Below are 18,056 nucleotides of genomic sequence, written 5' to 3' on the forward strand. Positions count from 1 at the left end.
CCCAAACGGCCCGTAAATCGATCACCTTTGATAGAGGTATTGAGTTTAGGAATTGGCGCAAGCTGGAACCTGGAATCGGAACCGAGGCATGGTTCTGTGATCCGCAAGCCCCGTGGCAAAAGGGTTCCGTCGAAAACCTGAACAAGCGTGCGCGGCGCTACCTACCAAGAGATGCGCCTGTGGCCGCGCTCTCAAATCGAGATATGAAGTCGATTTGCGACCGCTTGAACGGCACGCCCAGAAAGTGTCTGGGATGGCGCACACCAACGGAAGCATTCAGGGAAGAACTCATGAAACTAAGATAGCGGTAACCGTCGCAACGACCCTTGAGAATCCAAACATTTTGGAATGAACCATGTTGAATGCTTCGTGGCTGGAGACTTTCACGACCTTTTGCGACATCGGTCATTTCACGCGCACTGCAGATCGGCTCGCCATGACGCAACCGGGGGTGTCGCAGCATCTGCGCAAACTTGAACAGCAGGTGGGTCAGCCCTTGATCTTGCGGGACGGCAAGTCTTTTACCCTGACCCCTGCAGGAGAGGAACTACTTTCCATCGGCCGCGCGCGCCGGTCAGAGGAACGCGCGCTGCGCGACAGGATGCAGCGCGATGACCCTTTGATAGGCACCGTGAGGATCGGCTGTTCGGGGAGCTTTGCGCTTTGGCTTTATCCGCAACTGATCGCGCGGATGTTGCAGGCACCAAAGCTCGTGATCGACCTAAACGCGGCACCGCAGTCGCAAATCATGGCCGAGGTGGCGGCGGGCAGACTGGATCTGGGCGTGGTGACCCGTGCCCCTGATATGCCGCGTATCACGGCGACCCCCCTGTGCCGAGAAGAGCTGTGTCTGGTTCTGCCAGCCGCTTTCGATACCACTGACCTGACCCTACAGCGTCTTGATGCGTTGGGGTTCATCGCGCACCCCGACGGCAACGCCTATGCGGACGACCTTTTGGCGCGTAATTTCGATGATTACCGTGGGGCAGAACAACTGCGGGTCCGCAGCTCGATCAACCAGATCGGGCAAATTCCCCTGCCCGTCGCCCAAGGGCTGGGCTATACGATCTTGCCACGTTCTGGGGTGGAGGCGTTCCCCAAGCGCGATGCGCTATCGGTGCATGCGCTGCCCGACCGGCGGTTTCATGATCTGTGGCTGATCGCCCGTAAAGACCGCGTCGCGTTCGCCCGCGTCGCCGCCACTGCGGAAGGGATCACCGCGGCCGTTGAAACGCGTGGCTAAGGCCGGCTCTCGGGCGGGGCATCATCATCCAACAAAACCCGCGCCGATGCGCCCTGCGGATCGTCATACTGGCCGGACTTCAACGTCCAGAGAAACGCACAAAGCCCGAGACCGCCAAGGATCACGGACACGGGGATCAGGATGAAAAGCACGTTCATTGCAGATGCCTCATTTCACATATTTCACGCGCATCGCGTTGGCCAGAACGGTCAATGACGACGCCGACATCGCAATCGCGGCCAGCAGCGGGGTGGCATATCCCAGCAGCGCGACCGGAATGGCGATGGCATTATAACCCGCCGCGATGGCAAAGTTCTGACGTGACAAACGGGTCAGAGCGCGCGCGATTACGATCAGCAGCGGGAACCGGTCCAACCCTTCGCGCAGCATCACCACATCAGCCGCATTGCGCGACGCATCCAGCGCCGAGGACGGCGCGACAGAAGCATGCGCCAGCGCCAAGGCAGCCGTATCATTCAACCCGTCGCCGACCATCAACACGCGGTGCCCCTGCGCCTGAAGCTGCGCCAGTCGATCATGTTTTTGCGGTGCGCTTACATCGCCACAGGCCGACTGCACGCCAAGCCTTGCGGCAAACGCCTGTACAATAGCTTGTTGATCGCCACTTAGAATCTGCGGCGTGATCCCTTGGGAGGAGAGCCATGCCAACGTATCTGCGGCCCCCTCTCGCGGGGTCTCTGTCACGGCCAGCGGGACGGCAGGTGCGCTCCCGATGCGCAGACCGGTGCCGGAGAACGCAGCCCCCAGCCATTCGCCACGTCCCAACCGCACAGTCACATCGTCGATGTCCCCCTGCATACCTTGCCCGGCGACTTCGGTGACATCGGCCAGCTCAGCGGGCGTATGAACGGGCAAGGCTGCCAGAATAGCCTGCGCCACCGGATGCGCCGATGCTTGGGCCAAGGCTCCTGCGATGGCAGCTTCCTGGACCGGAAGCTCTGCCAGTGGCGCGGGTTTCCCCTGCCGCGTCAGCGTGCCGGTTTTGTCGAACACGGCCATGTCCACCTCTGCCAGCCGTTCAAGGGCGGTACCTGATTTGACCAGAAACCCCATATCGAACAGTCGTGCAATGGCCGTGGTTGCCACCGCAGGCACGGCCAACCCCAACGCGCAGGGACAGGTGATGATCAGCACGGCAACCGCCACGTTGAGCGCGTGGCGCAGGTCGCCATCATAGGCCACCCACCCGACAAAGGCCGCCAGCGCCAGCAGATGTACCATCGGCGCATAGATGCGCGCGGCACGGTCGGCCAGATTGGTATAGCTGTTGCGGCTGTTCTCGGCCATTTCAACCAACGCGGCAACGCGGCGCAGGGTTGTATCTTCGCCCACGGCAGTCGCTGTCATCTCGAAGGGCGCGCCCAGATTGATCTCTCCGGCCTGAACCACATCGCCAAGGGTCAAGGCGACAGCCGCGCTTTCGCCGGTCAGAAATGACCGGTCGGCCTGCGCCGCGGCACTGTTCAGCACCCCGTCAACAGGCACGCGCATGCCTGTCGGCACCAGCACCGTGTCCCCGACGCGCAAAAGGCCGACCGCAACCCTTTCGACACCGGTTCCATGAATGCGCTGCGCAGTCTGCACCTCGAGCGCAGCCAGTTCCTTTGCGGCGGAATGGACAGAGCTACGGGTCCGGTGATCCAGATAGCGGCCAACCAGCAAGAAAAATGTCAACGACAATGCCGCGTCAAAATAGGCGTGATGCCCGCCGTTCAGAACCTCATACAATGACATCCCCGCAGCCAGCAGGATCGCAAGCGAGATCGGCACGTCCATGTTTAGCCCGCCCCTGCGCACCGCCCGCATCCCATTGGCAAAGAACGGCTGGCCGCAAAACAGCACCGCAGGCAGGGTGATCACGGCAGAGATCAGGTGGAACAATGCGCGGGTTGCATCTGACGCCCCTGACCAGATCGCAACGGAAAACAGCATGACGTTCATCATCGCGAAACCGGCGATGGCAAGCCGGATCAGCAGCCCACGCCCGATGTCGTCTTGCCGGCTTTCCAGCAGGCTTTGGTCCAGCGGATGCGCCTCAATTCCTGCGCGATCCAGCGCGGCGACCGCCTGTTCGGCGTCAAGATCGCTGGCGTGGATCGAGACACGCTTGAGCGACAGGTTGACCCGCGCCGACCGGACCTGCGGCAAGGCGCGCAGGCTGCGTTCAACCGTGTTGATGCAAGTGGCGCAGTGGATTGCGGGCAGTGACAGCACCAGATCCGGCGGGCCCGATTGCGGTGCCGTCTGCGCGATTGCCGGTGCTACAACGCAGCCGGGGCATGCGGCGATGGCGCTCATTCCTTTACCTTTACGATTACACGTTGCTGAAAGAGCGTGCCTTCGGCGTCGCGCAGTTTCAGGCGCAGGTTCCAGTTGCCCGGTCCCGCCACAACAGGCGCGACCAGTGCTTGACCGTCAAAGACGAAAACCGGGGTCTGGTCATTCGCAACGCTGGTCGCCCGTCCGAAAACGGCGCTTGTGACCTGCGGTTCTTGCGGCTCTCCCTCGCGCAGCACCGCGACCCGCAACACGCCCTGCGTGACGGTTGCCGACACCTCCCAGCCAAGCGCCTCTTGCGCCTTGCGGTCCACGTCAAAGCTTTGCGATGCAACGTAAGAGTTCTTGACCTCCAGCCCCGGAAAACTGTGCACGGCATTAAATGCCAACGTCAGGTTCACCGCGATGATCACGCTAAACGCCGCGGCAAAGACGCCGAACACATGCCAGCCTTTGATTTCCTGTACCATTCTAGCGGTCCTTTCCATTGAAACTGGTGGCTTTCGACGCGCGATCGCCGGTGCCGGTATCCTCGACCCACAGCCGCAACTGCGTCATATCAGCGGTCGACGCTTCGGTTTGCGGCGCGGCGGTGACATAGACCCGTTGCAGGATCGTCTGGTTGGCAGGCAGCACGACGGTTGCGCCCGCGTTTCCCTGCCCTTCGAGCGTGACAGTCAGCGCGCTGTCGCTCGTGATCCCAATTTGAACGGTGGCATCACGCCCCTGTTTGTTGCGCAGGCGTACGTCATAGATGTTGCGCACTGCGCCGTCCGACAGGGTGACATAGGTCGGGTTGCGCACGGGGCTGACGGTCAGTTCAATCGCACTGCGGATGAACAGCGCATAGACCAGCGCGACCCCGATCAACGCCCACGCGGCGGTATAAAGCAGCGTGCGCGGTCGCAGAATATGACGCCACAGCGGCTTGGGCGGCTGGCCGGCGCGTTCGGCTGTCTCGTCCGACAGCGCCAGATAGTCGATCAATCCGCGCGGCTTGCCAATCTTGGCCATCACATCGTCACAGGCGTCGATGCACAGGGCGCAGGTGATACACTCCATCTGCTGGCCGTTGCGGATGTCGATGCCCACGGGGCAGACGTTGACGCAGGCCATGCAGTCGATGCAATCCCCTTGGGTGTCTGCGCGCGGAACGGGGGGCAATGCGGCGCGCCCCCGGTCGGGGTATGGGGTAGGCCCGTAGCGCGCGGCCCCCGGCCATGCGGCGGCGATCTGGTCTTGGGCGCGCTGAGCGGCGGCACGTTCGCGTTTTCGCAGATTGCCCTTTCCGCGCGGCTCTCCGCGCCAGTCGCGATAGGCGACCGTGATCGTGTCGGGGTCCATCATCGCGGCCTGGATACGCGGCCAGGGACACATATAGATACAGACCTGTTCCCGCATGAAGCCCCCCAACAGAAATGTCGTGGCGGTCAGGATCGCGATGGTCATATACGCCACCGGAGCCGCGTCGAGCGTGACCAGATCCCGGGCCAGCTGCGGCGCATCGGTAAAGTAGAACACCCACGCCCCGCCTGTCGCCACCGCGATCCCCAGCCAAAGCACCCATTTGGTGACGCGCAGGCGAAGTTTGTGTACGCCCCAGCCCGCGTGATGCAGCCGGACGCGGGCATTGCGGTCGCCCTCGATCCAGCGTTCGACAAGGATGAACAGATCGGTCCAGACCGTTTGCGGGCAGGCATAGCCACACCACACACGCCCCAAAGCAGAGGTAAACAGAAACAACCCAAGCCCCGCCATGATCAACAGACCGGCGACGAAATAGAATTCATGGGGCCAGATCTCGATCCAGAAGAAATAGAACCGCCGATGGGCCAGATCGATCAGCACCGCCTGATCCGGCAAGTTGGGCCCGCGGTCCCACCGCAGCCACGGGGTGAGGTAATATATCCCCAGCGTGACGGCCATGATGCCCCACTTAAAGCGGCGGAAGAACCCGTCGACGCGGCGCGGAAAAACCGGCTCTCGCGGGGCATAAAGTGATGGAGGTGACGTTTGTGTCATCAGATGTATCCTGTTCGCACCGCCACCCTATCGAAGGTCAAGACAGCGCACTTTGATCTGAGTCAAAAACACCCCCGAAAGCGGTTCGTTTTGCGAACAGGACCGCCTTGGGGATGGACAGTGGCGCTCGGGCAGAGCCGCCACCGTCAGCTTTCTGCGCTATTCCCCCCCTCCAAGAGAGTGGACATAGGCAGAAACCGCGCGGATATCGGCCTCTTCCAGCCGCCCGCCCCAGGGGGGCATGACGCCGAAACGCGCCTTCGTCACGGTCTGGGTCAGCGCCTGCCGGTCGCTGCCGTACAGCCAGATCGCATCGCCAATATTAGGGGCACCCTGACTGCGGTCACCCTGCCCCGCATCACCGTGGCAAGCGCTGCAGTTATCTGCAAACACCTCGGCACCCGTTTCGGCCAGCGCTGCGTCAAAGTCCGACGACGAAAGCGAGATCACGTGTTCAACAACCGCCGCGATGTCATCTTTGCCCAATATCGCGCCAAAGGCAGGCATCTGGCTGTAACGCGCATCGGCGTCCTGTTCGTTGCGGATGCCATGGCGCACCGTGTATTCGATGTCCGCCATCGCGCCACCCCAAAGCCAGTCGTCGTCCAGCAGGTTGGGATAGCCCTTGGCCCCTGCCGCGCCCGACCCGTGACACTGCGAACAGTTCGCGCGAAACACCGCCCCGCCACGCGCGATAGCATAGCGGTTGAGGTCGGCATCTTGTGGCAACGCTTCCATATCGGTGCCCAGCAAATCCGTCACCAGCTGCGCGTTCTTTTGCGCGTGCGCGTCGATGTCCTGCGCCACATTGGCGCGGGTGGACCAGCCCAACAGGCCGCTCGTCGCCCCTGAAATCATTGGCCACGCGGGATAGGCCACACTATAGCCGATGCCCCAGATGATCGTCAGATACAGCGTCCAAAGCCACCAGCGCGGCAGCGGGGTGTTCAGCTCTTCGATGCCGTCCCAGCTGTGGCCCGTCGTTTCGATGCCGGTCACATCGTCTTGCTTGTGATCAGTCATTTCGGGCTCCTTTCTTGGCGGCGCAGTCTGCGCCGTTACAGCCCCTGCACGCAGCGGGCGCGTCTTCGCGCAGCGGAATGCGCGCCACGGCGGCATAGGTGTCAGAGCTGCCGGGCCGGAAAGCCCACAGGATCACGCCCACGAAAAAGCTGAACATCGCCAGCAGAACCCAGCTGTCTGCCAGCTGACGCAGGAATGAATAGGTATCCATTGCAAAACCTCCTTATCGGCTTGCGTCGGGGGTAAAGGTCGAGAAATCGACCATCGTCCCCAGCACTTGCAAATACGCGATCAGCGCGTCCATCTCGGTCAGTTCGGGCGCGCCGTCAAAGTTCGACACCGCAGCACCTGGATACCGCGCAAGCATTGCGTCATAGTCGGCATCCGGGTCAGCCTGCACCTTGAAATCCGATGCGGCCTGTTCGATCTGCTCGTCCGTATAGGGGACGCCCACAAAGCGGTGGGTTTTCAGCAGATCCTGCACATGGTCTGCGTCAATCCGCGTGTCGGCAAGGAACGCATATTTCGGCATGATGGATTCCGGTACAACCGATTGCGGATCGGACAGATGGTCCACATGCCACGCATCGGAATACCGACCGCCCACACGTGCCACATCCGGTCCGGTGCGTTTCGACCCCCATTGGAACGGGTGATCATACATGGATTCCGCCGCCAGCGAATAATGCCCATAGCGTTCGACTTCGTCGCGCATGGGGCGGATCATCTGGCTGTGGCATAGATAGCACCCTTCGCGCACATAGATGTCGCGCCCCGTCAGTTCGAGCGGGGAATAGGGGCGCACGCCCTCGACCTTTTCGATCGTGTTTTCAAGCCAGAACAGCGGTGCGATTTCGACGATGCCGCCGATCGACACGACCAGCAGCGACGCGATCAACAACAGCGTCGGGCTTTTCTCGAGGATCGCGTGCCGGTTCACCAATGCGGTGTGATGCGGCAGCTCGTTCGGGATCTCTTGCGGAGCGTCCGACAGGGTCGAGACATTGGGATCCTGCGCGGGATCGGTGATTTTACTGTTACGTGCCATTGTGATTGCCCTTATTCCGCCGGAACGCCAACGGGTGCGGACTGTTTTGCGCCCCCTTTGATCGTCATCCACATGTTCCAGACCATGATCAGCGCGCCGCTGAGATACAAAATACCGCCCATGCCACGCACCACATACATCGGAAATTTCGCCGCCACGGTGTCCGCAAAGGAGTTGACCAAGAACCCCTGATCATCGACCTCGCGCCACATCAGGCCCTCCATGATGCCGGTGACCCACATGCTGGCCGCGTAGAAAATGATGCCGATGGTCGCCAACCAGAAGTGCCAGTTGATCGCCGAGATAGAATGCATCTTTGCGCGCCCCCAAAGCCGCGGCGTCAGGAAATAAAGCGCACCAAAGGTGATCATGCCATTCCAGCCAAGGGCACCGGAATGGACGTGTCCGATGGTCCAGTCGGTATAGTGGCTCAGCGAATTCACGGCGCGGATCGACATCATCGGACCCTCGAACGTGGACATGCCGTAAAAGCCAAGCGACAGTACGAACATCCGCAAGATCGGATCGGTGCGCAGCTTGTCCCACGCCCCTTGCAGCGTCATCAGGCCGTTGATCATACCGCCCCAGCTGGGCATCCACAGGATAATCGAGAACACCATGCCAAGCGTCGACGCCCAGTCAGGCAGCGCGGTGTAATGCAGGTGGTGCGGCCCCGCCCAGATATAAAGAAAGATCAGGGACCAGAAGTGGACGATGCTCAGTTTGTAGGAATAGACAGGGCGGTTCGCCTGTTTGGGCACGAAGTAATACATCATCCCCAGAAAGCCCGCCGTCAGGAAAAAGCCGACCGCATTATGCCCGTACCACCACTGTGTCATGGCATCTTGAACACCGGCAAAAACCTGCACCGATTTCGACCCCCAGAGGCTGACCGGCACTGATAGGTTGTTGACCACATGCAGCATCGCGACGGTCACGATAAAGCCAAGATAGAACCAGTTGGCGACGTAGATATGCCGCTCGCGGCGGATAATAAGCGTGCCCAGAAACACCGCCAGATAGCACAGCCAGATGATCGTCAGCCAGATATCGACGTACCATTCGGGCTCTGCGTATTCTTTGGATTGCGTGGACCCCAGCAGATACCCGGTGGCGGCCAGCACGATGAACAGCTGATAGCCCCAGAACACAAACCACGCGAGGTTGCCGCCAAACAACCGCACCGAACAGGTGCGCTGCACCACATAGAAAGAGGTCGCGATCAACGCGTTGCCGCCAAAGGCAAAAATCACCGCCGACGTATGCAGAGGGCGCAGTCGGCCAAAGTTGGTAAAGGGTTGCCCCCAGTCAAAGTTCAACGCCGGAAAGGCCAATTGGAACGCAATAAACGTCCCCACCAGCAGCCCCGCAATCCCCCAGAACGCCGTGGCAATCACGCCTGCGCGGATCACCCCATCGGCATAGCCGGTGGACATGGGCCGCGGCCGCTCAGGCTCGTCCGTGTGGCGCAGGACCCATAAAAACATGCCCCCCGCGATGCTCATGATGATCAGCGCATGCACCTGATAGGCGATATCACGTGCCCAACTGGCCCCCATCGCAGCGATCAACGGCACCAGCGCCAGAATGACGAGTTTCAAGTAATTCATATCGGACCTCTATGTATGCGCCCGCCCTGATCGGGGCGGCGCTTTCCTGTTCGCGCTTTGGGCGTAAAGGGGCCACGCGAACCGGTCTTTGATCTGGGTCAAGTTTGCCCGTGAGGGTGCCGATTATCTGACGACATGCACCGCGCATTTGGCGTGGCGCACCACATATTGCGCAACAGAGCCAAGCAGGATGTCCGAAAACGCCGGCTGGTGCGACGCGATGACGATGCAGTCCATCCCGTTTTCCTCGGCCCAGCGGGTCACCCGCGGTCCCGCCCGCCCGTCAGCAATGGCGGTGGTACACTCGGGCAGCTCTAGCGCCAACGCCTCCAGCCGCGCCTGCACCGTCTCGCGGGCGACGCTAAAAACGTCGGTAGGAATATAGTCCGCGACATAGATCGGCACTGTTTCAATCACATGAAGCAACGTCAGTTTGGCATCCTTTGACGCCAGCGCCTGCGCCGCATCAAAGGCGGTCTGGGTGATTTCGGGGGTCTCGAAAACGACGGGGATCAGGATATTCTTATACATGCTGCACTCTCCTATGAAGGTGCAGGCATCAAACACTACTGTTTGGACACCCGCGTTGATGCAGATCAAATCAGTAGATAAATATCTTTAGGGGCAGTCGTCACCTGACGCTAGGTGCAGCGCCTCTAGGTCGGTCACGCGGAACCGGCGGCGATCGACGAACTGCACGATACGCTCTTTCTTCATCGCGCCAAGCTGGCGGCTTACAGTCTCGAGCGTGAGACCCAGGTAGTTGGCGATCTCGTGACGTGTCAGGGGCAGAACGAGCTCCTGATCCGTCGCATCGTCAATGGTAAGCCGTTGGCGACGCACCAACATTTCGATGAAGGTCGCGATCTTTTCGCGGGCGGTCTTGCGGCCCAGCAACAGCATCCAATCGCGTGCGGCGTCCAGTTCATCCAGCGCCATTTCCATCAGCCGTTGGGCAATATGGGGCGTGGTTTCGATCAAGGCCTCGAAGGGTTTGCGGTGAAAGCAGCACAGCGTCACATCGGTCACCGCCACCACATCGAAATCAATCGCCTCGCGCCCGGGACGGCCGATAAAATCCGACGGCAGCAGCAAGCCCACCATCTGGGTGCGTCCGTCTTCCATCGTTTTCCCAAGGCTGGCGACGCCTGCCACGACCGACGCGACATAAGTCAGCCCGTCGCCGCGCCACAGCACCTGATCCCCTGCCCTGAATGACTTATAGGTTTTGATCTGTTCAAGCATCAGCAGCTCGTCGTCGTCGCAGCGCGCACAAACGGCACGGTGACGGATCGGGCATTCACTGCATTTCGGACGGGACTGTAGATCAAGCATGGCACAACCATAGCGCCCAACCGCGCGAATAACCATCGCCAAGACGCGCCCCGCCACAGCGCTGCGTCCCGATGTCGCTTGCTGTGGCAGAGCATGGTTTGTGCCGGTCAGGTCACATCGCGCTTTTGATGATACTCGGGTCGGTCCCAGCTACGGGTGTTCAGGATATCGGCCAGAATGTCCACCGCACCGCGCACGTCGGCCTCGTCGATATAAAGCGGCGTGAAACCAAAGCGCATGATGTCGGGCGCGCGGAAATCACCAATCACATCGCGCGCAATCAGGGCTTGCATCACCGCATAGCCATCCTTGGATGCAAACGACACCTGACTGCCGCGGTGGCTTGCGTCACGAGGGCTGGCCAGCGTCAGCTCGGGGCAGTGCTCTTCGACAAGCTGGATGAAAAGTTCGCTCAGCGCGACGGACTTGGCACGCAAGTCAGCCATATCCACGTCGTCCCAAACGCCCAGCGCGTGTTCCAGCGCGGCCAGTTGGATCACAGGAGGTGTCCCGACGCGCATGCGTTCGATGCCGGGTGCCGGACGATAGCCTGTTTCAAACGCGAAAGGCGCATCATGCCCCAGCCATCCAGCCAGCGCGGGTTGGATTTCAGCAACAATATCAGGCCGGGCATAGATGAATGCCGGAGCCCCCGGCCCGCCGTTGAGGTATTTATAGGTGCAGCCAACGGCGAATTCTGCATTGCAGGCCAATACATCGACGGGCACGGCCCCTGCGCTATGCGCCAGATCCCACAGCATCACCGCGCCAGCCCCATGGGCCGCCGCGGTCACCTGAGCCATGTCGTGCATCCGGCCTGAGCGGTAATCGACCTGCGTGATCATCGCAACCGCGACGTCGTCGGTCATAGCACCGGCCACCTCTTCGGGGGCGACGATACGCAGCTCGTAATCCTGCCCCAGTTGGTTGATCAACCCTTCGGCCATATACAGATCCGATGGAAAGTTGCCGCTGTCCGACAGGATCACCCGCCGGTCAGGGCGCATCTTTAGCGCGGCAGACAAAGCCTGAAACACTTTGACCGATAGCGTGTCGCCCATGGTCACCGCCCCCTCGGGCGCGCCGATCAAGCGAGCGACGCGGTTGCCGACCCTTGCGGGCTGGGCCATCCAGCCGTCAAGGTTCCAGCCTTTGATCAGATGCGCGCCCCATTGCGCCTGCACCACATCTTGCACCTTTTCGGCCGTGCCCACAGGCAGCGGCCCTAGCGAGTTTCCATCAAGATAGATCATGCCCTCGGGCAGGGAGAAGCGGTCTTTCATCGGCAGTTGGGTCACAGGGCACCTCGTAAGTTCCAGAGTTCGGGGAAAAGTTCGACTTCGAGCATCCGGCGCAGGTATTTCACCCCCGACGTGCCGCCCGTGCCGCGTTTAAAGCCGATGATGCGTTCCACCGTGGTCACATGGTTGAACCGCCAGCGGCGAAAGTAATCTTCGAGATCGACCAGCTTTTCAGCCAGCTCGTACAGCTGCCAATGGGCGCGCGGGTCTTTGTATACAGTGACCCACGCCTGCATGACCGCATCATCCGCCGCATGGGGGGTGTCCAGCGCATAGACATGCGTGTCAAAGCTTTGCCCGGTCGCCTCTGCCAGCAGGTCAAGCGCCACGTGATACAGCGATTTTGTGTCCAATTCCTGCGTCAACATATGGTGCAGTTCCGGGCGGTGTTCATGCACCTTCATCATCGCGCGATTGCGGTTGCCGAGGATGAATTCGATCAGCCGGTATTGATGCGATTGGAACCCCGACGACGCACCAAGGTCATCGCGGAAATCAGTGTATTCGCTGGGGGTCATCGTGCGCAGCACATCCCACGCGCTGTTAAGCTGTTCAAAAATGCGCGCCACACGGGCCAGCATCTTCATCGCGGGGGCGAAATCGCCTTGCGCCAAATGGGTCCGGGCAGAGGAAAGCTCGTGCAGGCACAGACGCATCCACAGCTCTGACGTCTGGTGCTGGATGATGAACAACATCTCGTCGTGGGCGTCTGATTTGCAGTTCTGCGCCCCAAGGATCGGGTCAAGCGACAAGTAATCGGTATAGGACATATCCTTGGCAAAGGACATTTGCGCGCCCTCGTCAGCGGGGTTGTAGCCGGTCATGCGGGGTGCTCCGATTGGGGGCCGAGGGTCTTAGCAAACGGCGAATGGGCAGGCATCAAGGTCGATAGCTCCTCGAAGGCGGCGATACTGAGGCCGGTGTGATGGCGAAAAGCCGCAAGCGCCTCAGCCGGGTCGTGATCAAGTGCTGCCTGATACAGCGCACGGTGCGGTTCCAGCGCCATGCCAGCAGCAGAGACAGCGGCCGCTTTGGTCGCAAGCGATGGCGCGGTTTGGGTCAGATCGCGCAGGCCTGACTGAATAAAGCGGTGATAGCGGCCCAGCTGATCCTGCAACTGCCCCGCAAACCGCGCCATCCAAGGCGACCGCGCACCGGCGACCAACGCTTGGTGAAAGGCCAGATGCCGCCGTGTCCATTGGGCAAGCGCGTCATCTTCATGAATCACCGACGGCACGGGCGTTTGCGACAGGTGTTGATAGGCACCTATAACCCCTGCCTCCCATGCGTCATCGGCCTGGCTGACGGAATGGGCCAGCATCGCCCCTTCGACAGCGTCGCGGCTGCGTTCTAGGTCCAGAAGGTCGGCGCGGGTCAGTGGGGTGACGCGAAAGCCCTTGTTATGCTCGGGCACGACCAGCTGTTCCACCGCAAGCCGGTTCAGACATTCGCGCAGGGGCGTCAGCCCGATGGCATAGCGTTCGGACAAGGCAGGCAGGCGCAGGACCATGCCAGGCGGCAATTCCAGCGTCAGGATGTCTTGTCGGAGCCTGTCGAACAGGATGTCTGATTTCGATTGCCGAAGTGTCATAGGCGCGCCCCTCTACCCACTCATTCTGCCAAATAAATACGATCAAGTAAATCGTATACTATTAATTCCGCCAGTGATCTGGCCTTTGATCGGCAACGCTCTACCTGTCCTGCCACAAAGACACGGCGCAGCGCTTTTGCCCTGATGCTCGTGATCGCCCTTTGAAGAGATAGGAAACCTATGTGTCGCGTTCTCGCCTATATCGGGCCCGAAATTCCGCTTGAAAGCCTGCTCACCAAGCCGGAAAATAGCCTGATCAACCAGAGCCTTGATCCCGAACTGCACCCGAACCTGCAACTCGCGGGCTGGGGATTTGGGTTATGGAGCGCGCATCTGCTGAAACCAGAAGAGCCGCTACTGTATCATCGCCCGCTGGCAGCGTTTCATGACGACAACGCCCCCGGGATCATTCCCAGTCTTCAAGCCAGCACCATGCTCGCCCACGTTCGCGCCGCGGCCTATGATGCGCGCAACGTGTTGGCCGATGAAAACTGCCACCCCTTCTCGTTCAAGGGCACGCCGTGGATCATCGCACAGAACGGGGCCTTGCCCCATTGGCGGCTGCTGCAACGCGAATTGCTGACGCTGTGCAAAGACGAATACCTGCGCCAGATGAAGGGCACAACCGATACCGAATTCTTCTATGTGCTGCTGCTGTCTCTGATGGAGGGCGACGGCGATGACGATGTGCAAGCGGCGTTTGAAAAGCTGCTTGGCGCGGTACTGGAGGCGATGCGCAAACTGGACTTGGTGGCCCTCACCAAGCTCAAGATCGCGCTGGTGTCCCCCGACCGGATCATCGGCGTGAACTATGGCGCAGGTCACAAGGGCGAAACAGCGCCCAAGGGTGACTGGAAAGAGCTGCGCAAGGCAGGCCCCGGCACCGACGACTATTCTTTGTCGATGCTACTGGAACCGATGTACCTGCTGATGGGTGAAAATTATCAGGACTACGCCGACAGCTACAAGGTCGACAGCAGCGCCGAAGGGGAAGCGACCTCGGCCATTTTCGCGTCTGAACCGCTGACCGAAGACGGCGATGACTGGTTGCATATCCGTTTTGGAGAGATGGTCGCCCTGCGCCGTACAGATGGCAAAATCTCCAAGACCGTGACCAAGCTGGACGTATAGCCGCCCCCCTCTGCACGCTGGAAAGGACATACATGGCCGACCGATATCCCGATTTCGCCACGCTTGCCGCCGCGCATGAGGCAGGGAAAGATTACCAGATCACAGTCAAGGATCGCGGCACGCCCGTTGTGATCCTTGCACCACATGGGGGCACGATCGAGCCCGAGACGGCGCAAATCGCGCAGGCGGTGGCGGCGGATGATCTGTCGTTCTATCTGTTCGAGGCGCTCCACCCCGGTGCCCATGGCGATTTCCACATCACCTCGCACCGGTTTGATGAACCCAACGCGCTGACATTGGTGGCGCGATCTGTCACGTCGGTCGCGGTGCACGGGCGCAAGAACGACGGTACCGACGCGGTCTGGCTCGGGGGGCGTGCCGAAGGCCTGCGCGACGCCATTGGCGACGCCCTGCGCGACGCGGGGTTTGCGGCCGAACTGAACACGGCGTTGCCCGGCGTGCATCCGACCAACATCTGCAATCGCACCCTCAGCGGCGCGGGCGTGCAATTAGAACTGTCCCGATCCCTGCGCCACGCGTTGTCTGAGGATACCGCGATGATGGATCGCTTTAGCGCCGCGCTTCGCAAAGCGATCACGAAGGCCGATACCTTTGACAGGGCCTGACTGTCACCCTGTGCCGGTACTCTGATCGGGTCCGCCCGACGCATGACAATCTATCCCGCCTGATGCCGGCTTGACAGCAGCGGGCGCATCTGGTCCGCGTGCGGCACCAACAGAGGCCTTTGCAGGGGCAATCAGCACAAAGGGTGCAGCATGGCGATATTATTGATCCATACCGGTGGCACGATTGGCATGGCCCAGACCCCCGACGGATTCGCACCGCGTGCGGGCGTGGTCGAAGACGCCGTGGCTGCCTTGGTTGCCAGTGGTGCCGTCGCAGACACGGTGAAGGTGCTGCGGCTTGATCCCTTGATCGATTCCGCCCAAGCTACGCCGCAGGACTGGCTGCGCATCGCTGAAACCATCCACCAGCACCGTGATCGCTTTGACGGGTTTGTTGTAACCCATGGCACGGATACGCTGGCCTATACCGCCGCTGCGCTGTGCCTTGCGCTGCCCGGACTGGCACGCCCCGTGATCGTGACCGGTGCCATGCGCCCGCTGACCGTGCCCAACACCGATGGCACTGCAAATCTAATCGATGCGCTGACCACTGCCCGTACGGCGGCGGCTGGTGTCTGGGTCCAGTTCGGCGGCAAAAAATTACACGGCGCACGCGTGCGCAAGGCCCATTCGCAAGCGCTGGACGCCTTTACCGCCGCGCACACCGACTGCGTGCCGCGCAGTGCAGCCCCTGCCCCCGACCTTAGCCCGCTGCGCCCGCATGAGATCGCAGTGCTGACCGTCACCCCCGGTTTCAGCGCCGCCTTGCTGGATCACGCTGCGGGCACCTGCGACGGGATCGTCCTGCGTTGTTTTGGGGCGGGTACGGTCTCGGATAGCCCTGCCCTGCGCGCCGCGCTGCGCAAGGCCCAAGACGGAAACGTTCCGGTGGTCGCCGTCAGCCAATGTGCCGAAGGCGGCATGCAGATCGGCACCTATGCCGCGGGAAAGGCGCTGCGAGACAGCGGCGCGGTCGATGGTGGCCAGATGACACCTGAAATGGCCTTTGTGAAAATCCAGTTCGCGTTGAGCCAGCAAAGCGATTTCGACGCGCTACAACGCTATCTGGCGACAGACCAATGCGGAGAGATGGCGGTTTAACCCCCCAAATAACCACTCCGTCCCTCGTTTGCCTAAAAATTAAGCCCATAAGTTTCAATGCACTAGATGCGACAGGATTGGCCCATCCATCTTGCCGCGTCATTCGGCTTTACGCTTTGGGCACGATCGCCTTAAAACGCGGCAAAACATAGGGACATAATTATGGAATTTCTTGAACTTCTCTTCGGCTGGATCGGAGACTTCACCTGGGGATGGTCGCTGATCCCGATCCTCGTCATTTTCGGTATCTTCATCACCATCGCGACCGGTTTCGTGCAGATTGAATACTTTGGCCGCATGTTCCGCGTCCTGTCGAACAAGAATAACGCGGATGATTCCAATCAGATTTCGGCACGCGAAGCGCTGCTGGTGTCGGTCGGCGGACGTGTCGGCGGCGGCAACATCGCGGGCGTCGCGGTTGCGATCACCCTTGGCGGTCCCGGTGCTGTCTTTTGGATGTGGGCCATCGCGTTGGTCGGCATGGCCACCAGCCTTGTTGAATGTTCGCTCGCGCAGCTCTTCAAACGCAAAGTCGGAGAGCACACCTACCGCGGCGGTCCGGCTGGCGCGATCATTCACGGGTTGGGTAAAGAATACCGCTGGCTGGCCGTGGTTTACGCGATCTGCCTGATTGCGGCCTTCGGCCTCGGCTTCAACGCGTTCCAAGGCAACACGGTTGCAGGTTCTATGCAGGACAGCTTTGGCATTGACCGCATCTGGACTGGTATCGCGCTGGCGGTCATCTCGGGCTTTATCATCTTTGGCGGCATCCACCGTATTGCCAAAGTGTCGGATGTTGTCGTGCCGATTATGGCCATCGGCTATCTCGCAATGGCGCTGATCGTAATCCTGCTCAACATCACCAGCTTGCCCGGCGTGATCTATGACATCGTAACCAATGCCTTCGGCCTGCAAGAAGCCGTTGGTGGCGGTATGGGTGCTGCGGTTGCGCAGGGTCTGCGGCGCGGTCTGTTCTCGAACGAGGCGGGTCTGGGCTCTGCCCCGAACGTCGCGGCCACCGCCGAGGTACGTCACCCCATCAGCCAAGGCATCACGCAGTCGTTTTCGGTCTTTATCGACACGATCCTCATCTGCTCGTGCACGGCGTTCGTGATCCTGCTGGGCGATGTCTATGTTCCCGGTGCCGAAGGCATCGACGGCGTGGCGCTGACTCAGCAAAGCATGGTGTCGCATCTGGGCACATGGGTGCAGTACTTCCTGAGCGGCGCGATCCTGCTGTTCTCGTTCTCGTCGATCATCTACAACTACTATCTGGGTGAAAACGCGATGACGGTACTGACCAAAAGCCCCTTGGGTATTCTGGGTCTGCGGATCGCGATCATCGCCATTGTCTTCCTTGGGGCGACAGCACCGGCGGCCACTGCGGTGTTCTTCTTCTCGGATCCGATGATGGGAATTCTGGCGCTGGTCAACTTGCTGGCAATCATGATGCTGTTTCCTGTGGCCATGCGCCTGCTGCGCGACTTCCGTCAGCAGCTTAAGGCCGGCATCGAACGTCCTGTGCTGAACCCCGATGACTATGCCGATCTGGACATCGACCGCGACGCGTGGAAGCTCCCCGCAGAGTGATCTGAACGCAGCTTACTGACTTCGAGACGGGCCGTAGCATCTGCTGCGGCCCGTTTCTTTTGCACCCCGACGCAGCGTTCCCAAACTCGGTGATGGTCAATTCCGCCTGCCTCGCCCCATAGTTGCGCAAAGACATG

General features: G+C 60.7%; 19 protein-coding genes. 6 read left to right on the plus strand and 13 right to left on the minus strand.

What is annotated here, in order from left to right:
- A partial coding sequence (locus BLQ98_RS15700; protein WP_141135354.1) for an IS30 family transposase occupies nt 1-305 on the plus strand: 305 nt, incomplete at its 5' end.
- 50 nt (nt 306-355) lie between these two features.
- Entirely contained in the window at nt 356-1,243 is an 888-nt protein-coding gene (locus BLQ98_RS15705; RefSeq protein WP_093734198.1) for a LysR family transcriptional regulator, read from the plus strand.
- Here BLQ98_RS15705 and ccoS read toward each other — a convergent pair.
- The 13 genes from ccoS to BLQ98_RS15770 all read right to left on the minus strand — a co-directional run bounded on the left by ccoS (nt 1,240) and on the right by BLQ98_RS15770 (nt 13,471).
- The gene (gene ccoS / locus BLQ98_RS15710; RefSeq protein WP_093734199.1) at nt 1,240-1,401 is read right to left on the minus strand and encodes a cbb3-type cytochrome oxidase assembly protein CcoS; all 162 of its coding nucleotides are present in this window, start codon (nt 1,399-1,401) and stop codon (nt 1,240-1,242) included. The genes BLQ98_RS15705 and ccoS overlap by 4 nt on opposite strands.
- 10 nt (nt 1,402-1,411) lie before the next feature.
- Entirely contained in the window at nt 1,412-3,562 is a 2,151-nt protein-coding gene (locus BLQ98_RS15715) for a heavy metal translocating P-type ATPase (RefSeq protein ID WP_093734200.1), read from the minus strand.
- Nucleotides 3,559-4,011, minus strand: a complete 453-nt coding sequence (locus BLQ98_RS15720) for a FixH family protein (RefSeq protein ID WP_093734201.1) — start codon at nt 4,009-4,011, stop codon at nt 3,559-3,561. Before BLQ98_RS15720 ends, BLQ98_RS15715 begins: the two co-directional genes overlap by 4 nt.
- Nucleotide 4,012: 1 nt before the next feature.
- Entirely contained in the window at nt 4,013-5,563 is a 1,551-nt protein-coding gene (gene ccoG, locus BLQ98_RS15725) for a cytochrome c oxidase accessory protein CcoG (RefSeq protein ID WP_093734202.1), read from the minus strand.
- 159 nt (nt 5,564-5,722) lie between these two features.
- Nucleotides 5,723-6,586: a cytochrome-c oxidase, cbb3-type subunit III gene (gene ccoP, locus BLQ98_RS15730; protein WP_093734203.1), complete on the minus strand. Its 864-nt coding sequence runs from the start codon at nt 6,584-6,586 to the stop codon at nt 5,723-5,725.
- Nucleotides 6,579-6,797 (minus strand): cbb3-type cytochrome c oxidase subunit 3, encoded by a 219-nt coding sequence (locus BLQ98_RS15735; RefSeq protein WP_093734204.1) that lies wholly within the window; start codon nt 6,795-6,797, stop codon nt 6,579-6,581. The genes ccoP and BLQ98_RS15735 overlap by 8 nt, the downstream gene beginning before the upstream one ends.
- 12 nt (nt 6,798-6,809) lie before the next feature.
- A complete protein-coding gene (ccoO, locus tag BLQ98_RS15740; protein ID WP_093734205.1) occupies nt 6,810-7,634 on the minus strand; it encodes a cytochrome-c oxidase, cbb3-type subunit II in 825 nt (274 codons plus the stop codon).
- Nucleotides 7,635-7,645: 11 nt separating this feature from the next.
- Nucleotides 7,646-9,244, minus strand: coding sequence for a cytochrome-c oxidase, cbb3-type subunit I (ccoN, locus tag BLQ98_RS15745; protein ID WP_093734206.1), 1,599 nt, complete (start codon nt 9,242-9,244; stop codon nt 7,646-7,648).
- Between the two features lie 123 nt (nt 9,245-9,367).
- The gene (locus BLQ98_RS15750) at nt 9,368-9,775 is read right to left on the minus strand and encodes a universal stress protein (RefSeq protein WP_093734207.1); all 408 of its coding nucleotides are present in this window, start codon (nt 9,773-9,775) and stop codon (nt 9,368-9,370) included.
- 87 nt (nt 9,776-9,862) lie between these two features.
- Nucleotides 9,863-10,615: a transcriptional regulator FnrL gene (gene fnrL, locus BLQ98_RS15755; protein ID WP_093734243.1), complete on the minus strand. Its 753-nt coding sequence runs from the start codon at nt 10,613-10,615 to the stop codon at nt 9,863-9,865.
- Between the two features lie 71 nt (nt 10,616-10,686).
- Entirely contained in the window at nt 10,687-11,862 is a 1,176-nt protein-coding gene (kynU, locus tag BLQ98_RS15760) for a kynureninase (RefSeq protein WP_093734244.1), read from the minus strand.
- Between the two features lie 11 nt (nt 11,863-11,873).
- Nucleotides 11,874-12,704 carry a tryptophan 2,3-dioxygenase gene (locus BLQ98_RS15765; protein ID WP_093734208.1) on the minus strand — a complete coding sequence of 277 codons (831 nt, stop codon included), beginning with the start codon at nt 12,702-12,704 and terminating at the stop codon, nt 11,874-11,876.
- The gene (locus BLQ98_RS15770; RefSeq protein ID WP_093734209.1) at nt 12,701-13,471 is read right to left on the minus strand and encodes a GntR family transcriptional regulator; all 771 of its coding nucleotides are present in this window, start codon (nt 13,469-13,471) and stop codon (nt 12,701-12,703) included. The genes BLQ98_RS15765 and BLQ98_RS15770 overlap by 4 nt, the downstream gene beginning before the upstream one ends.
- Nucleotides 13,472-13,651: 180 nt before the next feature.
- Here BLQ98_RS15770 and BLQ98_RS15775 point away from each other — a divergent pair, with 180 nt between their 5' ends.
- From BLQ98_RS15775 to BLQ98_RS15790, 4 genes are all read left to right on the plus strand, one after another.
- Complete coding sequence (locus BLQ98_RS15775; RefSeq protein WP_093734210.1) at nt 13,652-14,602, plus strand: class II glutamine amidotransferase; 951 nt, start codon at nt 13,652-13,654, stop codon at nt 14,600-14,602.
- Nucleotides 14,603-14,634: 32 nt separating this feature from the next.
- A complete protein-coding gene (locus BLQ98_RS15780) occupies nt 14,635-15,228 on the plus strand; it encodes a poly-gamma-glutamate hydrolase family protein (protein WP_093734211.1) in 594 nt (197 codons plus the stop codon).
- Between the two features lie 150 nt (nt 15,229-15,378).
- Nucleotides 15,379-16,329 carry an asparaginase gene (locus BLQ98_RS15785; RefSeq protein ID WP_093734212.1) on the plus strand — a complete coding sequence of 317 codons (951 nt, stop codon included), beginning with the start codon at nt 15,379-15,381 and terminating at the stop codon, nt 16,327-16,329.
- A gap of 162 nt (nt 16,330-16,491) precedes the next feature.
- Nucleotides 16,492-17,919: an alanine/glycine:cation symporter family protein gene (locus BLQ98_RS15790; protein ID WP_093734213.1), complete on the plus strand. Its 1,428-nt coding sequence runs from the start codon at nt 16,492-16,494 to the stop codon at nt 17,917-17,919.
- The last annotated feature ends 137 nt before the right edge of the window (nt 17,920-18,056 follow it).

This window comes from Sulfitobacter litoralis, from assembly GCF_900103185.1.
GTDB lineage: Bacteria > Pseudomonadota > Alphaproteobacteria > Rhodobacterales > Rhodobacteraceae > Sulfitobacter > Sulfitobacter litoralis.